The 16,444-nt window shown below is 40.5% G+C and carries 16 protein-coding genes; all 16 read left to right on the forward strand.

The features are described from left to right. Nucleotides 1-97 precede the first annotated feature (97 nt). The 16 genes from nagE to MKZ18_RS06185 all read left to right on the forward strand — a co-directional run bounded on the left by nagE (nucleotide 98) and on the right by MKZ18_RS06185 (nucleotide 16,443). On the forward strand, nucleotides 98-1,975 hold the full coding sequence (nagE, locus tag MKZ18_RS06115; protein ID WP_061786559.1) for an N-acetylglucosamine-specific PTS transporter subunit IIBC: 1,878 nt from the start codon (nucleotides 98-100) through the stop codon (nucleotides 1,973-1,975). Nucleotides 1,976-2,330: 355 nt separating this feature from the next. Then, entirely contained in the window at nucleotides 2,331-2,645 is a 315-nt protein-coding gene (locus MKZ18_RS06120) for a hypothetical protein (RefSeq protein ID WP_025910164.1), read from the forward strand. A 568-nt stretch (nucleotides 2,646-3,213) separates the two neighbouring features. Next, on the forward strand, nucleotides 3,214-4,902 hold the full coding sequence (locus MKZ18_RS06125) for a DUF6583 family protein (RefSeq protein WP_061785505.1): 1,689 nt from the start codon (nucleotides 3,214-3,216) through the stop codon (nucleotides 4,900-4,902). 168 nt (nucleotides 4,903-5,070) lie between these two features. Then, nucleotides 5,071-6,300 (forward strand): ABC transporter permease, encoded by a 1,230-nt coding sequence (locus MKZ18_RS06130; RefSeq protein ID WP_035320841.1) that lies wholly within the window; start codon nucleotides 5,071-5,073, stop codon nucleotides 6,298-6,300. Beyond that, nucleotides 6,297-7,451: an ABC transporter permease gene (locus tag MKZ18_RS06135; protein ID WP_061785504.1), complete on the forward strand. Its 1,155-nt coding sequence runs from the start codon at nucleotides 6,297-6,299 to the stop codon at nucleotides 7,449-7,451. The genes MKZ18_RS06130 and MKZ18_RS06135 overlap by 4 nt, the downstream gene beginning before the upstream one ends. After that, nucleotides 7,448-8,176, forward strand: coding sequence for an ABC transporter ATP-binding protein (locus tag MKZ18_RS06140; protein WP_061785503.1), 729 nt, complete (start codon nucleotides 7,448-7,450; stop codon nucleotides 8,174-8,176). Before MKZ18_RS06135 ends, MKZ18_RS06140 begins: the two co-directional genes overlap by 4 nt. A 107-nt stretch (nucleotides 8,177-8,283) precedes the next feature. Further along, the gene (locus tag MKZ18_RS06145; protein WP_025910172.1) at nucleotides 8,284-8,508 is read left to right on the forward strand and encodes a helix-turn-helix transcriptional regulator; all 225 of its coding nucleotides are present in this window, start codon (nucleotides 8,284-8,286) and stop codon (nucleotides 8,506-8,508) included. Then, nucleotides 8,489-8,908, forward strand: coding sequence for a hypothetical protein (locus MKZ18_RS06150; protein WP_025910174.1), 420 nt, complete (start codon nucleotides 8,489-8,491; stop codon nucleotides 8,906-8,908). Before MKZ18_RS06145 ends, MKZ18_RS06150 begins: the two co-directional genes overlap by 20 nt. Nucleotides 8,909-9,258: 350 nt before the next feature. Continuing rightward, nucleotides 9,259-10,590, forward strand: a complete 1,332-nt coding sequence (locus MKZ18_RS06155; RefSeq protein ID WP_061785502.1) for a cytochrome ubiquinol oxidase subunit I — start codon at nucleotides 9,259-9,261, stop codon at nucleotides 10,588-10,590. 11 nt (nucleotides 10,591-10,601) lie between these two features. After that, nucleotides 10,602-11,615 carry a cytochrome d ubiquinol oxidase subunit II gene (locus tag MKZ18_RS06160; RefSeq protein ID WP_061785501.1) on the forward strand — a complete coding sequence of 338 codons (1,014 nt, stop codon included), beginning with the start codon at nucleotides 10,602-10,604 and terminating at the stop codon, nucleotides 11,613-11,615. A gap of 14 nt (nucleotides 11,616-11,629) precedes the next feature. Continuing rightward, entirely contained in the window at nucleotides 11,630-11,731 is a 102-nt protein-coding gene (cydS, locus tag MKZ18_RS21060) for a cytochrome bd oxidase small subunit CydS (protein WP_373688673.1), read from the forward strand. 35 nt (nucleotides 11,732-11,766) lie between these two features. After that, the gene (gene cydD / locus MKZ18_RS06165) at nucleotides 11,767-13,497 is read left to right on the forward strand and encodes a thiol reductant ABC exporter subunit CydD (protein ID WP_025910178.1); all 1,731 of its coding nucleotides are present in this window, start codon (nucleotides 11,767-11,769) and stop codon (nucleotides 13,495-13,497) included. Continuing rightward, complete coding sequence (cydC, locus tag MKZ18_RS06170; RefSeq protein ID WP_340842806.1) at nucleotides 13,494-15,224, forward strand: thiol reductant ABC exporter subunit CydC; 1,731 nt, start codon at nucleotides 13,494-13,496, stop codon at nucleotides 15,222-15,224. Before cydD ends, cydC begins: the two co-directional genes overlap by 4 nt. Before the next feature lie 99 nt (nucleotides 15,225-15,323). After that, nucleotides 15,324-15,854: a metallophosphoesterase gene (locus tag MKZ18_RS06175; RefSeq protein WP_341344511.1), complete on the forward strand. Its 531-nt coding sequence runs from the start codon at nucleotides 15,324-15,326 to the stop codon at nucleotides 15,852-15,854. 11 nt (nucleotides 15,855-15,865) lie between these two features. Continuing rightward, on the forward strand, nucleotides 15,866-16,126 hold the full coding sequence (locus MKZ18_RS06180) for a hypothetical protein (protein ID WP_341344512.1): 261 nt from the start codon (nucleotides 15,866-15,868) through the stop codon (nucleotides 16,124-16,126). 11 nt (nucleotides 16,127-16,137) lie between these two features. Continuing rightward, complete coding sequence (locus MKZ18_RS06185) at nucleotides 16,138-16,443, forward strand: 5'-nucleotidase C-terminal domain-containing protein (RefSeq protein WP_235932325.1); 306 nt, start codon at nucleotides 16,138-16,140, stop codon at nucleotides 16,441-16,443. Nucleotide 16,444: the final 1 nt, after the last annotated feature.

The following is a 16,444-nucleotide window of genomic DNA, read 5'->3' on the forward strand; positions in this document are numbered from 1 at the left end:
CACTTATATAAAGGTAATGAAAGCGCATAATTGGTATAGACAACTAGAACACCTCATGGTAGGATGTTAGTAAATATAGAGATAAGGGGATGAAGAAATGTTCCAATTTTTACAACGTGTAGGGAAGTCGCTTATGCTACCCATCGCCGTCTTACCTGCCGCAGCGCTATTGCTGCGCTTAGGTCAACCTGATTTATTAGATATCCCATTTATGGCGCAAGCAGGAGATGCTATCTTCGCTAACTTAGCACTTTTATTTGCTCTTGGAATTGCAGTTGGGTTATCCAAAGATGGAAGCGGAGCAGCTGCTCTTGCAGGTGTCATTGGTTATTTCGTTCTAACAAAAGGAGCCGTTGCGCTTGATAAAACGATTGATATGGGCGTACTTGGTGGAATTGTAGCAGGTATTGTTGCGGGTCTTTTATACAATCGTTTTTCAGATATAAAACTGCCGGAATGGCTAGGTTTTTTTGCTGGTAAACGCTTTGTACCAATTATCACGTCGGTTGTGATGCTTGCTATCGCCGGTTTGTTTGGCGTTATTTGGCCGCCAATTCAAGATCAAATTAACAACATTGGTGAATGGCTAACGGGTGCTGGTGCTCTTGGTGCAGGTATTTTTGGTTTTTTAAACCGTATGCTGATTCCACTAGGGCTACATCATATTTTGAACAGCTTAGTGTGGTTTGTATTCGGGGAATTTAACGGAGCGACAGGGGATTTAAATCGCTTCTTTAAAGGAGATCCAACAGCGGGAACGTTTATGACAGGTTTCTTCCCAGTTATGATGTTTGGTCTTCCAGCAGCCGCGCTTGCGATGGTAGCAGCTGCTAAAAAAGAAAAGCGAAAGCTCGTATCAGGAATGCTTATTGGACTAGCATTTACCTCATTTTTAACAGGAATTACAGAACCAATTGAGTTTTTATTTATGTTTATTGCCCCTGTTTTATACATAGTACATGCTTTGCTAACAGGAATTTCAATGGGGCTTGCCGTCATGCTTGATATTCATCACGGCTTTGGTTTTTCAGCAGGTGCCATTGACTATTTCTTAAACTTTGGAATTGCGCAAAAGCCACTGCTACTGGGAGGAATCGGCCTCATCTATGCAGCGACTTACTTCGCGTTATTTTACTGGCTGATTAAAGCGCTTAATTTAAAAACGCCTGGCCGCGAAGACGATGAAACAGATGGTGAAGAAGCGGTGGTATTATCAGATGATAAACATGTAAACATGGCTGCTCATTTTATTGAAGGTTTGGGTGGAAAAGAAAATCTTGTTGAAATTGATAACTGTGCAACACGCTTGCGTCTACAGGTAAAAGACTCGAGTGCGGTTAATGAAGGACAGCTTAAGAAGAACGGTGCTCGCGGTGTGATGAAGGTTGCAAAAACGAGCGTTCAAGTCATTGTTGGAACGGAAGTAGAGTTTGTAGCTAATGCGATGAAGCAGCTTGTTCGAGGCGAAAAAGTAATGGCAAGTGCATCAGTGAAAGCTGATCCAAAACCAAGCGAAGGCGTGCTTGACGAATTTAGCTTACCGTTTGAAGGGGTGGTTATGCCGCTTGAAAAAGTCCCTGACCAAGTGTTCTCTGCTAAGCTGATGGGCGATGGTTTTGCGATTGAACCTGTTAATAATGCGCTTCATTCACCAATTTCAGGTGAAGTCATTAGTATTTTCCCAACCAAGCACGCGTTTGGTTTGAAAACAGATACTGGGCTAGAATTATTAATTCATGTTGGAATCGATACGGTTGAGCTAAAAGGTGAAGGGTTTACAACACTCGTGAACGAAGGCGAACGTATTGAGCCAGGCACACCGTTATTACAAATCGATCTCGATTATGTGAAAAAGAATGCTACGTCACTTGTTACACCTGTTGTGTTTACTAATTTACCAGAAGGAAAAGAAGTAGAGATTAGAAAGACAGGTTATCAAAAACAAGGTGCGAAAGGTGTTATCAAACTATTATAATGAAGAGGCTGGGACATAAGTAATTCAGCCAATGATAAACCTGAACGATTGAGAGTTCATAACTTTTAATCGTTCAGGTTTTTTGCTGATTGTGAAAAACAATGTTGGAAACAGGGTGGAATGGAGCGTGGGACACTCGACTCCTGCGGGAAAGAGAGGGAAAACGGAGATCCCGCGGAAAGCGAGTGACCGTAGCGCAATGGAACGAACGTGTTGAGACAAACCAAAGAGATGGGAACAGCTAGTGTTCGTCTCTTAGAAGCCATCATTTTGTTATGTCCCAAACTCTTGGTACAAACGATAAAATGAGCTATGATATACTAAAAGAAGTAAGTACAGATAAGGGAGAAGTTGTATGAACGAAACGTCAGTTACAAAAATTATTCTTATGCAAACAGAAAAGTTAGCTCGTCAGTACGGCTATGATTTTTTATATGAACCGCAGGGAGATAAAACGCTTTGTCAAATTATTCAGCGAGATGAAGATGGCTCGATTTTAGGAACGCCGCTTAGCTTTCATATCGACATGAACGAAGAGAAAGGAATTGGCCAAATTAGCTATTATCATGAGCAAGGGGAATTTAAAAAGCAAGATGTAAGTGTATTTGAAGAAAACAGCTTAGTTAACGTATTTCTATTTATTCAACAGCGACTTCAAATTAATTCGTAAGAGAGGCTGGGACATAAGTAATTCAGTCAATGATAAACCTGAAAGATTGAGAGTTCCTCCCCGCGGAAAGCGAGTGGCCGTAGCGCAATGGAACGAACGTGTTCAGACAAACCAAAGAGGTGGGAACAGCTAGTGTTCGTCTTTTAGAAGCAATCATTTTGTTATGTCCTAAACTCTTTTTTATTGTGAAAAAAGGCTCGTTTTCCTTTCTTTTAACATGATGCTAAGTCAATGTTCATATACATATCATCGTTGAGCTTTTGGAAGATAGGAAAAAATGGAGTAAAAAGGAGGAGAAGTGATAGCCTTCTATCGAACTATAAAAAAGATCTGCTTCGTTAGGAACTGACAGATTCATATTTTTGGTAAAAATTAATGAATTTGGTTTTAATCTGGTTATATAGGGGAATGAAAAATGAGTCTTTGTATCTGTTAGGTATCTTCTTTTTATCAGCTAAATGAACTAAAAAATGTCTTTTTTTGTCGAACGACTAGAAATACTGGTAATGATTCCTTATCATGTACAAGGGACCAAACAAACAATTATTTACAGGAGGATGTAAAACGTATGAGCGATGAAAACAAAACAAGGGAAGAAACTGCTGCTTCCTTAGAAACAGCTCCAGCTCCGAGAAAAGCACCAACAAAGTTAATCATCGGATTGGCGATTTTATTTGTGCTTATTGGTGCAGCGGTTACGTTTGGCTATGTATTCATGAAATCACCAAAGCAATTATATTTAATATCTGAAGTGAATACATACAACAAAATGGCCGAAGAAATTGAAACGAAATATGGCGAAAGCTTAGCATTCCAAGAAAAAGCACTAGAGCAACCATCAAGCTCAGCGGCTTCTATCAGCGGTGATTTTTCAATGAACTCACTTGCTGCTGATCCATCTTATCAAATGATTCAAGATATGATTAGCAAATCGACGATTAATGTAAAAACAGAGCAAGACCCTAAAAAGCAAGAAACATATGGTTCATTAACGCTTGATATTGGTAACACAAAAGCACTTGACGTAGAAGGTTATCAAACAAAGGAACAAATTGGTTTTAAAGCACCAATTTTAGCAAATCAATTCTTCTATTTAAACCTTGATGAGTATGGTCAGGTTATGCGCATGTTTGACCCATCATATACGGGTCCAGATAAGTTAGAACTAAACCAAATTAAGGTGGAAGATTTAGAACTAACGGAGAAAGAAAAGAAAGCAATTGCAACAAAATACGGAAAGTTCTTCTATGATAACTTAGATGAAGACTACTTTACAAAAGAAAAGAACGCTGAGTATAAACAAGGTGATGAAACGTTAAAATTCACGCGTCTAAAGCTTGAAATGAACCAAGAACAAACGGAGAAATTTGTTCAAAAGCTTGTAGCGGAAATGGCAAAGGATGATGAGCTACAAACAATCATTGCAAAACGCGTTGCAACGATTGCTGAATCATCTGCTGCAACAGATCCAGAAATGGCTGAATTAACAGATGAAAAAGAAGTGAAAAAACAGCTAAAAGAAGGCTTGGACGAATTTAAAACAGATGTGAAAGATCTTAAATTCCCTAAAGGCTTTAAATCAACAGTTTACATCAATGATGATGAAGTAATTGTGGATCGTAACGTAGAGTTTGCTGCAACTTCAGCTGATGACAAAGACAATGTAGGAAATGTAAAAGTAGCAACAAAAGATGTAGAATACGCGGACAACAAGCGTGCTCAACAGCTAGCTCTTACGATTGGAAATGACAACAATGATAGCAAAGTAGAGCTTGATGTGACAAACGACATTACAGCTGACGGAGAGAAGAGTTCTGAAAAGTTAGTTGCTAGCGTTAACGCTTCTGATTCAACAACAGAAGACCTAAACTTAAAGTTCACAATGGATTCAGTTGTGAATGGAAAAACGGATGCGAAACAAACAGCTGATCGCAAATTCACGCTTGACTTGGGTGATCAAGCTCCTGGCTACACGTTCAGCGGTGACCTTAAGCAAGATCAAAACATTGATGCTTCAAAAGGAAAGTCAGATTACAAGTTTGATATTAACTTAAAAGTTGGTATGCCGACAGATTCAGCTGATATCAACTTAAAGATTAACTCAAATTCTGAATTAAAAGACGCGGCGGATATTCCAGCAGTTGATTCTAAGAACGGTAAAAACGTAAAAGATATTACGCCAGTTGATTTAATGAAGATTCAAGAAGACTTCTACACAAACTTACAAGGTTTAATGATGGATCTTGATATTTCTTAATCTTAACAGTTAATAGTTCATACAAAAGCGGATGACGTGTGCAGCATGTTATCCGCTTTGTTAAATTTATCAGGTTTGCAGTAGGTCTGAATCTACTTGTACAACCATATAGTAAACTATCATACCTAGTTACAATTCTAATGTAATAATGCAGGGAGAGAAGAGCAGGTGAAGATATTCTTTTATTTATGCTCATTCACATGGAAGGCGATGCTAAAAAACTGGAAGTCTTTTAGCCTGCTTCTACTTGCTCCTGTTCTATTCTTAATAGGAGCAGGGGTCATACTAACAGAAACAATGGAGGATGAAGCACGGATACAAAAGTTTCCGGTGGCAATTGTCGATGAAGATGATACGCTTCAAACAGAATACGTCATCAAACAGTTAACGGAAAGTGAGCAGTTAAGCTCACTTATCAATCCTGTGTATCCAACAAAAACAGAAGCACAACAAATGCTGTCCAAAGACGAGATTGCGGCGTTTGTTGTTTTACCAGATGGCTTTAGTCATTCGATTGCAACGGGAGAAAACATGCCTCTTGTTGTAGTGGGGAATAAAAACAAGCCGCTTCAAGCCCAGCTTTTTCGCTATGTCATGGATAGCGCAGCTGACTATACATCCGCTGCTCAAAGCGGCATTAATACAATCGATCACTTTCTACAAGAAGAAGGAGCCAGCACGGAAGAGAGACAATCTGAATTTCGTCGCAGCCTTCTTTCATTTGGGCTTCATGTTCTTGATCGTGGAAGCGTGTTTGAAGAACGAATAGCGACGTCTTTATTTCAGCAAGATATGAAGCAGTATTATATTCTCTCGTTCTTTTTAGTACTGCTCATGATTTGGAGCTACAGCAGCATGCTTTTTGTAAAAGGACTTCATTCAAATTCAGTGCTTAAGCGTATGCAGACGCACGGAGTATCCTCACTACACGTTCATCTTGCTCAGTTTAGCAGTATGTTCTTACTCGTTTTCGTTTTAGCGCTAGGATTATACGCAGTAGGAATAGAGAAGCTTGACTTGTCACTATCGTACACGTGGGGGCAACTAATTGGCAGCGTTGCAGCTAGTTCATTCGCTTTTTTAGCAACGTTTGCTCTCTTGCAAGCTATCTTCGTCAGTGAAAAGCTGTATCAGCTAGTAGGCGTTCTGTTCCTTGCTGCAGCTTCTCTTGTAGGCGGACATATTTTACCTAGCGTTTATTTACCAGAGTGGTTGCTAATGCTTCAAACCTGGTCTGTTAACGCCTGGTCGCTGCAGATGATGTTTGGCTTATTTGGAGGCTATGAGTCAGTAGACTGGTCAGAATCAATGAGCTGGCTCGTCGTTTACGGTCTCACTGCTTTTAGCTTGTCGCTCCTCTGGACGGCACTGTTTCAAAAAAGGAGAGTGAGCCTATGAATCTCATGATGGAGAAGCTGAAGGCTATTATCCGAAAGCCATTTTTATTGATACTTCTCCTGGTGCTTCCTGCTGCAGGTGCTTATGTAGGCCAAATGTTTCTTCAAAACGTTGAGAACGATGTGAAGATTCCAGTTGCCATTGCGGATGAAGACCAAAGTAAACTTTCTAAGGAAGTAATCCAGCGAGTTACGACGAATGAGAGAATTAAATTGATAGCTACAACGGCTGATGAAGGAGAAAAAAAGCTTCTCCGAAATGAAGTAGATAGCTTATTTATCGTTCGAGAAGGCTTTATGGATAATATTAAAAAAGAAGATTATGAAGAAACGATTGAGCTGGTGAAAATGCCAGCGTCAGTTGCGACGAGCGTTGTAGAAGAAGTGATTGCTAGTGAAGTAACTCGCTTATCGAGCAACAGTAAAGCTGCTATTCAAGTAGAACGCTTGTATGAACGTTATCGTTGGGAAAAGCCCGAAACCCTATGGGAAGATGCGTATCGCTATACGGACGAGCAGTGGAAGCCAGAACCGTTAATGACCATTCAATATGTGACTGATGGACAAGAAGGTGTACAACCTGATGAGAAGCAACAGACTATAAATCGCTCTGTTCCGCTGTGGGGCTTTTTGACGCTTGTTGTGTCGCTCATGGCGATGGAATGGGTCCTAAAGGAAAAAGGGCCTATTTTCAAGCGAATGAAGACCTTGCCAAAAGGCGTCATGTCTTATGTGTATCAATCGTTAGCAGCATATGGGTTTGTTTTGATCATCCAAACTGTCCTGAGCTTTTTCTTCTTTTTGAAAGTCGGAGCGGTGACAGATAGCAGAGTACTGTTGCTAATGCTCATATATCTCTGCTTTTGCTTAGCGTTTAGCTTTTGGCTAGCTACGGAATCACGTCACCTCGGGCGCTACTATACCGCAGGATTCTTGATTGCGATGATGCTCAGTATTATCGGGGGCGTATTTTTCCCAATCAGTGACATAGCGGAGCGGCTAGGCGCAATTGCTACATGGATTCCTCAGCATCTATTGGTTACGCAGCAGCTTGTACTTGCTAAAGAACTTTGGATTCAGCTTGGAACAATACTAGTCATCACCATTTTATTATGGTTAAAAGCAGTGTGGAATGTGAGGTCGATTACGTGATTTCAATTGAAAAAGTAAGTAAGCGTTATGGAAGAAAAAAATCATTAAATAAAGTGTCTTTGCATGTAAAAAAAGGTGAGGTACTGGGACTGCTAGGACCAAACGGTGCAGGGAAGTCTACGCTTTTATCCATTTTAGCAACGCTCACTAAGCCTTCGAGCGGCGAAGTGGTCATCAACGGTCAGCGTTTAAAAAAAGCTAAAAAGCACATTCGCAGTCAAATTGGCTACGTCCCGCAAGATATTGCACTGTGGGAAGAACTGACGGTAAAAGAAAACATGCGACTGTGGAGTAAAATGACGGGGCGATCCGTATCAGATGATGAGCTAAAAACACTTTGTAAATCTGTGCAGCTAGAGGGGAAATGGAGCGAAAAGGTTCAAAATTTATCAGGCGGAATGAAGCGGAAGCTCAATATCGCCGTTGCGCTCATTCATAAACCAGCGATTTTACTTATGGACGAGCCGACGGTGGGAATTGATTTGCAGTCGAAAATGGAGATTGGCAGATACATTCAAAAGCTTACGAGAGAAGGAAAAACAGTCATCTATATTACGCATGACTTGAATGAAATTCTAGGTTTATGCCACCGATTTGCTGTGTTAAAAGAGGGAGAAGTACAGTTTATCGGTACGATGGAAGAAGCGAGAACCGCAACAAGACAACACAGTGACGAAGCCGTCATCTATCAGCTCCTTCATCCAGCAGTGCAGCGTGGTTATTAAAAGTCGTCTCTACAAGTTAGGGCGGCTTTTTTATTTGTGATAAAATGTAATATATATATTGAATTATGTCATGTATATGTTACAATTAAAATGGAAGTAATTGGTATATAGTTAAAAATAATGTGAAGTTATTTCGAGTTCAAGCAGATTTAACTCAAAGTGAGTTGGCTGAGAAGGTTGGCGTAACAAGGCAAACGATTAGCCTAATTGAAAAAGGGAAGTATAATCCAACTTTAAAACTATGTTTAGAAATTTGTTATGCAGTCGATCAAACGCTTAACGATGTTTTTTGGGTAGAAAGAGAGGGCTCCAATGAAGAAAATAAAAGATGAACGCCTTATTGTTCAAAACTTAAAAAATATTCGAGTGGCTTTTATCATTCAAACATTAGGGATTTTATCCTTATTAGTTTATGACGGGTTACAAAACGGTATTTTACATGCTTATGAAAACCCCCTTTGGTTTATTTTTATTTTAACGGCTGTTGTATTAGGTTACTTAAATTTGAAGATATCAGTGGATGTTTATGACAACAAACGTGAAAATCTTGTTCCTTATTATATTATTCCCCTTGGCAGCTTCCTGCTTGGAGGAGTGTTTACACTAATTGTGACAGCTGGTCCCGATGGAAATCTTCAAAGTGGATTGCTAGTAGGAAGCGTTGTAGGACTTGTGTTTTTTCTAACTTTTACATACGGACACTATTTAGTAAAAAAGAGAAATGAAGAGTAAAAGAGGCGGAGACATAAGTCTTTCGGTTAGCGATTTATCGGAACGATTGAGAGATAATTCGGAAACCAATTTAAAAAAAGAGTGGAATGGAACGAACGTGTTCTTACAACCTAACGATGTTAAAACAGTCATGATTCTTCTTTGAGAAGGGATCATGACTTTTTTATATTTCAGCTTGTTTTTTTACAGGACCTTCTAAAATTGTGTCGAAATTAAGATTGTGAAATTGTGAACAAACTTTAACAAAATGGTGAACAGTATGGTCAACTATAAAAGAAGTTTTTATACTAGGGACTACAATCTGCTAAGAGAAGAGAAAATTCTCTTCCTACATAAAGGAGGAAATGTTTGTGTTTGAGTATGATCCGGTCTTGTATAGTCGAATCTTAACCGGTTTAACACTAGCTGTGCATACGATTTTCTCAACATTAGGAGTCGGGGTTCCACTCTTAATTGCACTTGCTGAATGGATAGGAATTAAACGAAACGATGAACACTACCACTTGCTCGCTAGAAGATGGGCACGCGGATATATCATCACGGTTGCTGTCGGAGTTGTGACAGGTACAGCGATTGCACTGCAGCTGAGTTTGCTATGGCCAAACTTTATGCAGGTAGCTGGTCAAACCATTAGCTTTCCGCTCTTTTTAGAAACATTTGCGTTCTTCTTTGAAGCTATTTTCCTCGGAATTTATTTATATACGTGGGATCGCTTCAAAAATAAAATGTATCACTTGCTGCTGTTAATTCCAGCTGCGCTTGGTGCAACCGCATCGGGTTTCTTTATTACAACGGTAAACTCATTTATGAACGCACCGCTGGGCTTCACATATGAAAACGGCGTGCTTTCAAATATTAATCCGATTGCGGCTATGTTCAACCCGGCGACGCCGACAAAAGTGTCGCACGTTTTATCCTCGGCTTATTTAACGTCTGCGTTTGTGCTTGCAGCTATTGCAGCTTTTGCAATTTTACGAGGACGCGATCACGTTTATCATAAAAAAGCGCTGCATTTATCAATGGTCGTTGCGTTTGTCTTTGCCATTGTAACGGCACTTGTTGGAGATTTGTCAGGCAAATATTTAGCAAACTATCAGCCTGAAAAACTCGCAGCGGCTGAATGGCATTTTGAAACAATGGAAGAAGCTTCGCTAATTTTAGGCGGTATTTTAACCGAAGATAACGAAGTGAAGTACGCGCTTGAAATTCCGTATGCGCTCAGTATTTTAGCTCACGGAACTCCGGGAGCTGAAGTCATTGGGCTTGAAGAATACCCTAAGGAAGATTGGCCGCCACTTGTTGTTCACTACATGTTCGACTTGATGGTTGCAATTGGAATGGGACTTGCGTTCATTTCATTTATTTACATTGTGATGAAAAAGAAAAAATCATGGAATCCGCTTAACAAACCGCTTCTTAGCTTAATAGTAGCCGGTGGGCCGCTAGCGATGCTTGCGATTGAAGCAGGATGGTTCTTTACAGAAGAAGGACGTCAGCCTTGGATTATTCGAGGCGTTATGCGTACAGCAGAAGGAGCAACAACGTCTCAGCACGTTGATATTATGCTTTATCTGTTCGCTGCTTTATACGTCATTTTAATTGTATCGGCCGTGACGGTTCTTATTCGTACCTTTAGAGCAAATCCTGTCGAAAAAGAATTGAAAAAACGCGGGATTGAATAGGGAGGACTACTATGAGCTACGAAGTAATTGGTATCACGGTACTATGGACATTTTTATACGGTTATTTAATCGTTGCTTCAATTGACTTTGGAGCAGGGTTCTTTAACTACTATGCATCGGTGACAGGGAAAGGACATGTTGTACAAAAAGTAATCAATCGTTACTTGTCTCCGGTATGGGAAGTAACGAACGTATTCTTGATTTTCTTCTATGTTGGATTAGTTGGTTTCTTCCCGTCTCTTGCTTATTATTACGGAACGGCACTGTTGGTTCCTGGAAGCATCGCAATTATCTTAATTGCGCTTCGCGGTTCGTACTATGCGTTTCACCACTATGGAAACAAAGGGCGTCTAGGCTATCAACTTTTATACGGAGCAACGGGACTTTTAATTCCAGCTTCACTTTCCATCGTCTTGACGATTTCAGAAGGTGGTTATATTAAGCTAAACGGCACGAATGTTTCACTTGACTACGGGGCGTTGTTCACCAGCTTTTATTCATGGGCCGTTGTGCTTCTTGCAGTGGTGAGCGTTCTGTATATTTCTGCTTGTTTTTTAACCTTTTACGCGCACAAAGCAGGAGATGAAGGGGCATTTCGCATTTTGCGTAAATACGCATTGTTTTGGAGTACACCTACGATTTTGGCTAGCTTTCTTGTCTTTTGGGCCATGTCAGATCATAACAGCGAGCACTTTGCGAAAATGTTAGATGTATCGTGGCTGTTTGTTTTGTCATTCTTGTTCTTTGTCGGAGCCGTTTATTTTATCTGGAAGAAAAAGCGTCTTGGTTTATCATTTATCTTTGTCATGCTGCAGTTTGCCACAGCATTTTACGGGTACGGAGCGGCGCATTTACCGTACTTACTCTATCCGCACGTGACGATTTATGATAGCTTCACAAACGATACAATGGCCATCACGCTTATCATTTCCTTTCTTGCAGGACTATGCTTGCTCGTTCCATCATTATACTTATTGATGCGACTGTTTCTATTTGATAACGAGTACGTGCAGGGTAAGAAGTGAAGGAGGGACGAAATGTGAATACGTTTTTGATTATGATAGCACCTGTGTTGCTTGTGGTTGGTGCAATTGTGTTTTTGTTCATCTGGGGGGCAAAAGGAAAAAGCCCTTATCAGTAAGTACTGCTAACTAAACGTAAGGAGACCGATTGTGTATGGAACTGCTGAGAAAACGAGCATTTGCACATAAAAAAATGATGATTCCGCTCATCCTATCATCGTTGCTAAACGGTGTGATGTTAGTTGGCCAAGCATATTTCTTTGTGTACATTGTCGACCAAATCTTCTTGAAGGACGCGTCGTTTCAAGACGTGCTTCCTTCTTTTATTTATTTATTAATTGTCTTAACTGCTCGGGTGCTGTTTATCTATCTATCAAGAAAACTAGGAATTAAGCTTGGTGAAAAAGTGAAGGGTGAAATCCGAGAAGAGCTTTTTGAAAAATATGCAAACAACCCTTTACAAGCTTCGTTAAGCGGCCAAACGGGTAAAAAAGCGAGCGTAGCGATGGATGCGATTGATGAAGTGGATAACTACTTTAGCTTCTATATTCCGCAGGTCATCCAAACGAGTATTTTGCCGCTTATTATCTTACTTGCCGTGTTTACGCAGCACTGGTTTTCAGGATTATTAATGATGATAACCGCACCATTTTTCCCGATTTATATGATTGTGATCGGGTTAAAAACGCAAAAAAAAGCGGATGTTCAAATGGAAAAAATGACGGCTTTTTCAGGTCATTTCCTCGATGTTCTGCAAGGATTAACGACGCTGAAGCTCATGCGCAAAGCAAAGGTGCAAAAAGACAAGATGAAAGAGAAAAGCTTTGAATTTCGTGATGCGACAATGGATGTTTTGAAAACAGCATTTTCATCTTCTCTGGCACTGGAGTTTATTGCGATGCTAAGCGTTGGTCTCATCGCCTTTGAGCTTGGCCTACGCCTTGTTGTATTTGAAAATATTACGTTTTTTGCATCGTTTTTTATTTTAATTCTCGCACCGGATTTTTATCTATCGCTTCGAGATTTAGGTAGTGCATTTCACGCTGGAAGAGGTAGCATCGGGGCAACGAATAAAATCAAAGAAGAGCTTGAAGCTTCCGAACACGGAGTGAAGTGGGGAAATCATCGAGTAGAGCAAGGGCAACCTGCTCATATCGTGCTGGATGATATTCATTTTTCTTATCAAGAAGGAGCATTTTCATTACGTGACGTTTCGTTAATCATTAAGCCGTTTGAAAAAGTAGCGATTATCGGTCCAAACGGATCAGGAAAAACAACGCTGCTTCGATTGATTTCGGGTTTAATTGATCCAACAGAAGGACAAGTAGTCATTAATGGAAAACAGCGAACTGACATTAGCGAAGCGGATTGGTTTGAATCTATCAGCTATATTTCTCAGCACCCGTATTTATTTTCCGGAACGATTAAAGAAAATATTTGCCTTGGTACACAAACTCAAGTGACGGAAGCAGAACTTATAAAAGCAGCCGAAAAAGCGGGGCTGTTACCGCTTATTCAGTCGATGGAAGCGGGCTTTGATACGCTGATAGGTGAAGGGGGAAGAGGCCTCTCTGGCGGTGAGAAACAGCGCCTTGCACTAGCTCGTGCATTTATTAAGCAGCCTTCTCTCATTGTATTTGATGAACCGACAACTGGTCTCGATTTAGTAACGGAACAAATTCTACAATCATCCATTAAAGAGCTAAGTGAGCGAGCAACCATGATTACCGTTGCTCATCGACTTTATACGATTCGAAATGCGGACCAAATTGTTTATTTGCAAGACGGAAAAGTCATTGATTCAGGAACGCATGATGAATTAATGACGCGCATTGACAGCTACCGCGACATGATGCAGGCGCAGCAAGGAGAGGGTGTTAGATGAGAAATTTACTGACAATCAGCACAATTGTACTGAAAGAAAAAAAGGATATTGTATATACGACGATATTCGGTGTACTAGCAGGGCTCATCGGCATCTCTTTATTCGGTGCAAGCGGGTATGTCATCTCCAAAGCAGCTCTTATTCCACCGCTGTATACGTTAACGGTTATGCTTGCGCTTTTAAAGCTGTTTGGTATTGCAAAAGCTGTAACAAAATATGCGGAGCGTTATTATTCACACCGAGCAACTTTTACGATTTTGGGAAACCTGCGCGTACGCTTTTTTGAAAAATTAGAACCGCTCATGCCTAGCGTACTTCATCAGTACCGCAGCGGGGATTTACTAGCACGAATTGTTGGAGACGTAGAAAATTTACAAAACTTTTTCCTGCGGGTATTCTATCCGCCAATCGTTTTTTTCTTTGTTTTCATTAGCACCATTTTCTTTACATTGTTTTACTCAGTTTGGATTAGCGTGACCTTAGCTATTGGAATGCTCCTCACGGGGGTTGTTGTACCCATGCTTGCTGCGTGGAGGCAGCAGCGTTTAAAAGCATCTACTCAAGAGCTCAGAAGTGAGCTATCAGCAGAAACAACGGAGTTTTTATACGGGTTTCGAGATTTAAAAGTTCATCAAAAAGTAGAAGAAAAGCAAGGAAAGCTAACTGAATTATCTAAGCGTTATTTAAGCGCTCAAGCAAGAAAGCAAGAAGCGGAAAACGCAAGCCAATCGTGGAGCTTAGTTATTTCCATGTTCGTATGCTGGGCCGTAACTTTATTCGGCGTCTATGACGTCACGCGAGGCGAGCTGGACGGGTTATTCCTAGCAATGCTTATTATGATTGGACTGAATGTATTTGAATATGCAGTTCCAATGGCTGCATTTCCGACTCATTTCGAAGATAGCCGTCGCTCTTCGGCGCAGCTGTTTTCTGTTATGGGTAACCAGAAAGAAGTAAAGAAGCCTGTTTCAGCTGTGCTTCAAGATGAACCGATGGACGTAGAAGTGAGAAATCTATCATTTGCGTATGGAAATCGCAACGTACTAGATGATGTCTCTGTTACGTTTTCAGCTGGCTCAAAAACGGCAATTGTAGGACCTAGTGGTTCTGGTAAATCCACTTTGTTTCAACTGCTCGTCAAGCTGTATGAGCCTACCTCAGGCACCATATCCATTAATCAAGAGTTCTTAACGAATGTTGAACAAGAAGATTTGTGGAGCTATACGAATGTCGTGATGCAGGAAAATCATTTTTTCTACGGGACGGTTCGTGACAACCTCCTGCTAGCAAATGATAACGCGTCTGATATCGAGTTAAAAGCAGCGTTACAAGCGGTGGAGCTACATGCGTATGAGCTCGATGATCGCATCTTAGAAAAAGGTGAAAACCTATCTGGAGGCGAGCGTCAAAAGTTAGCAATGGCTCGTGCATTTTTGAAAAAAGGCCGAATTTGGCTACTGGATGAACCTTTCTCATCAATGGACTTGCTAACGGAACAAAAAGTGATTGCCGAGCTAACACAAAAAGCAAAGGACGCAACGCTTATCTTCATTAGCCACCGTCTTGCTGGCTTAGAGCGGATGGATCAAATTATTGTCATGGATGAAGGCAGAGTGGTTGAAGTTGGTTCGTTCTCTGAGCTGATGAGTAAGAAAGGTTACTTTTATCATTTAAAGCAAGTAGAAAAAAGCATTTTATTTTCAATGATAAAAGCGTATCAGACCTAGCTGATGCGCTTTTTGTTATATTTGTCTTTACATATCGTTCATACTTCCTTAATGCTTCTATGGTAGCCTAACGATAACAGCATGAGGAGGGGATATGAAATGAGATTATTTCAACGTATAGCTATGCTTTTACTTGTAGGCATCTTATTGTTTACCACGTATCACCATGCTTTCCAAACGCATTTTACAGCCTCGTCTAATGATTTAATTCACGTGCAACTTTTAGGAATAAACGACCTTCACGGTCAGTTAGATCAATATCAGCAGCTCCAAGGTAAACGAGTAGGAGGAGCTGAGTATCTCGCTTCTCATTTGCAAGCATACCAAGAAAAAAATCCGCACACGCTTCTCGTTCACACCGGTGATATGGTCGGTGGGAGCCCTCCTATTTCTTCGTTATTTAATGATGAACCAACAATTGAATTTTTAAATTTGCTAAACGTTGATATTGGTACGCCAGGCAATCATGAATTTGATCGTGGAGTAGCAGAAATGAAGCGCTTAATTCATGGTGAATCCCCTCAGGAAAAAGGAAACTTTAAAGGAGCTACAGCACAGTACACCTCAGCCAACATTTTAGATAAGAAAACGGGTGAAACCGTGTTTCGGCCGTATGTCATCAAAAAATAAACGGAGTGAACATGGGCTTTATCGGAGTTGTCACAACGGATACAAACGATTTTGTTTTGGCAAATAGTCGAGAAGAAGTAATGATTACCGATGAGGTAAATGCCATTAACAAAAGCGTAAAACAACTGAAAGAGCAGGGCATACGTTCTATTGTCGTCTTAGCTCATGTTTCTGTGCAGTCTGATCAAAATGGTGGGAATCCAAAGGAAGATTTAGCTGAAATGGCATATCAGCTTTTCCTTTTGAGCATCATCTCGTCAAGATTGAGGTAACAGGGGGAGACCTGTATGAAATTTTGGAACAGCAGTGGAGTGAAAAATATGATGCAGCTTTACAAACAGCGGGCATTACAGTGGAATGGAATGACTTAGCGCCGTTTGGTGAGCGGATTGAAGAGATTAAAGCAGAAAGCGGTGAGCCGATTGAACTGACTCAAACGTATACGATTGCTCTGTCAAACTATCTGCAAGAAGGTGGAGATGGCTTTTCAAAACTTACAAGTACGAAAGTTTTACAGAAAGGTCCGCTTATAGTAGATGCTGTAGCTATGCATTTTGAAGATAGCTATCCATTAGTTGTTCAGAAATGAA

The sequence above is a fragment of the Priestia sp. FSL W8-0001 genome, assembly GCF_038050335.1.
GTDB lineage: Bacteria > Bacillota > Bacilli > Bacillales > Bacillaceae_H > Priestia > Priestia flexa.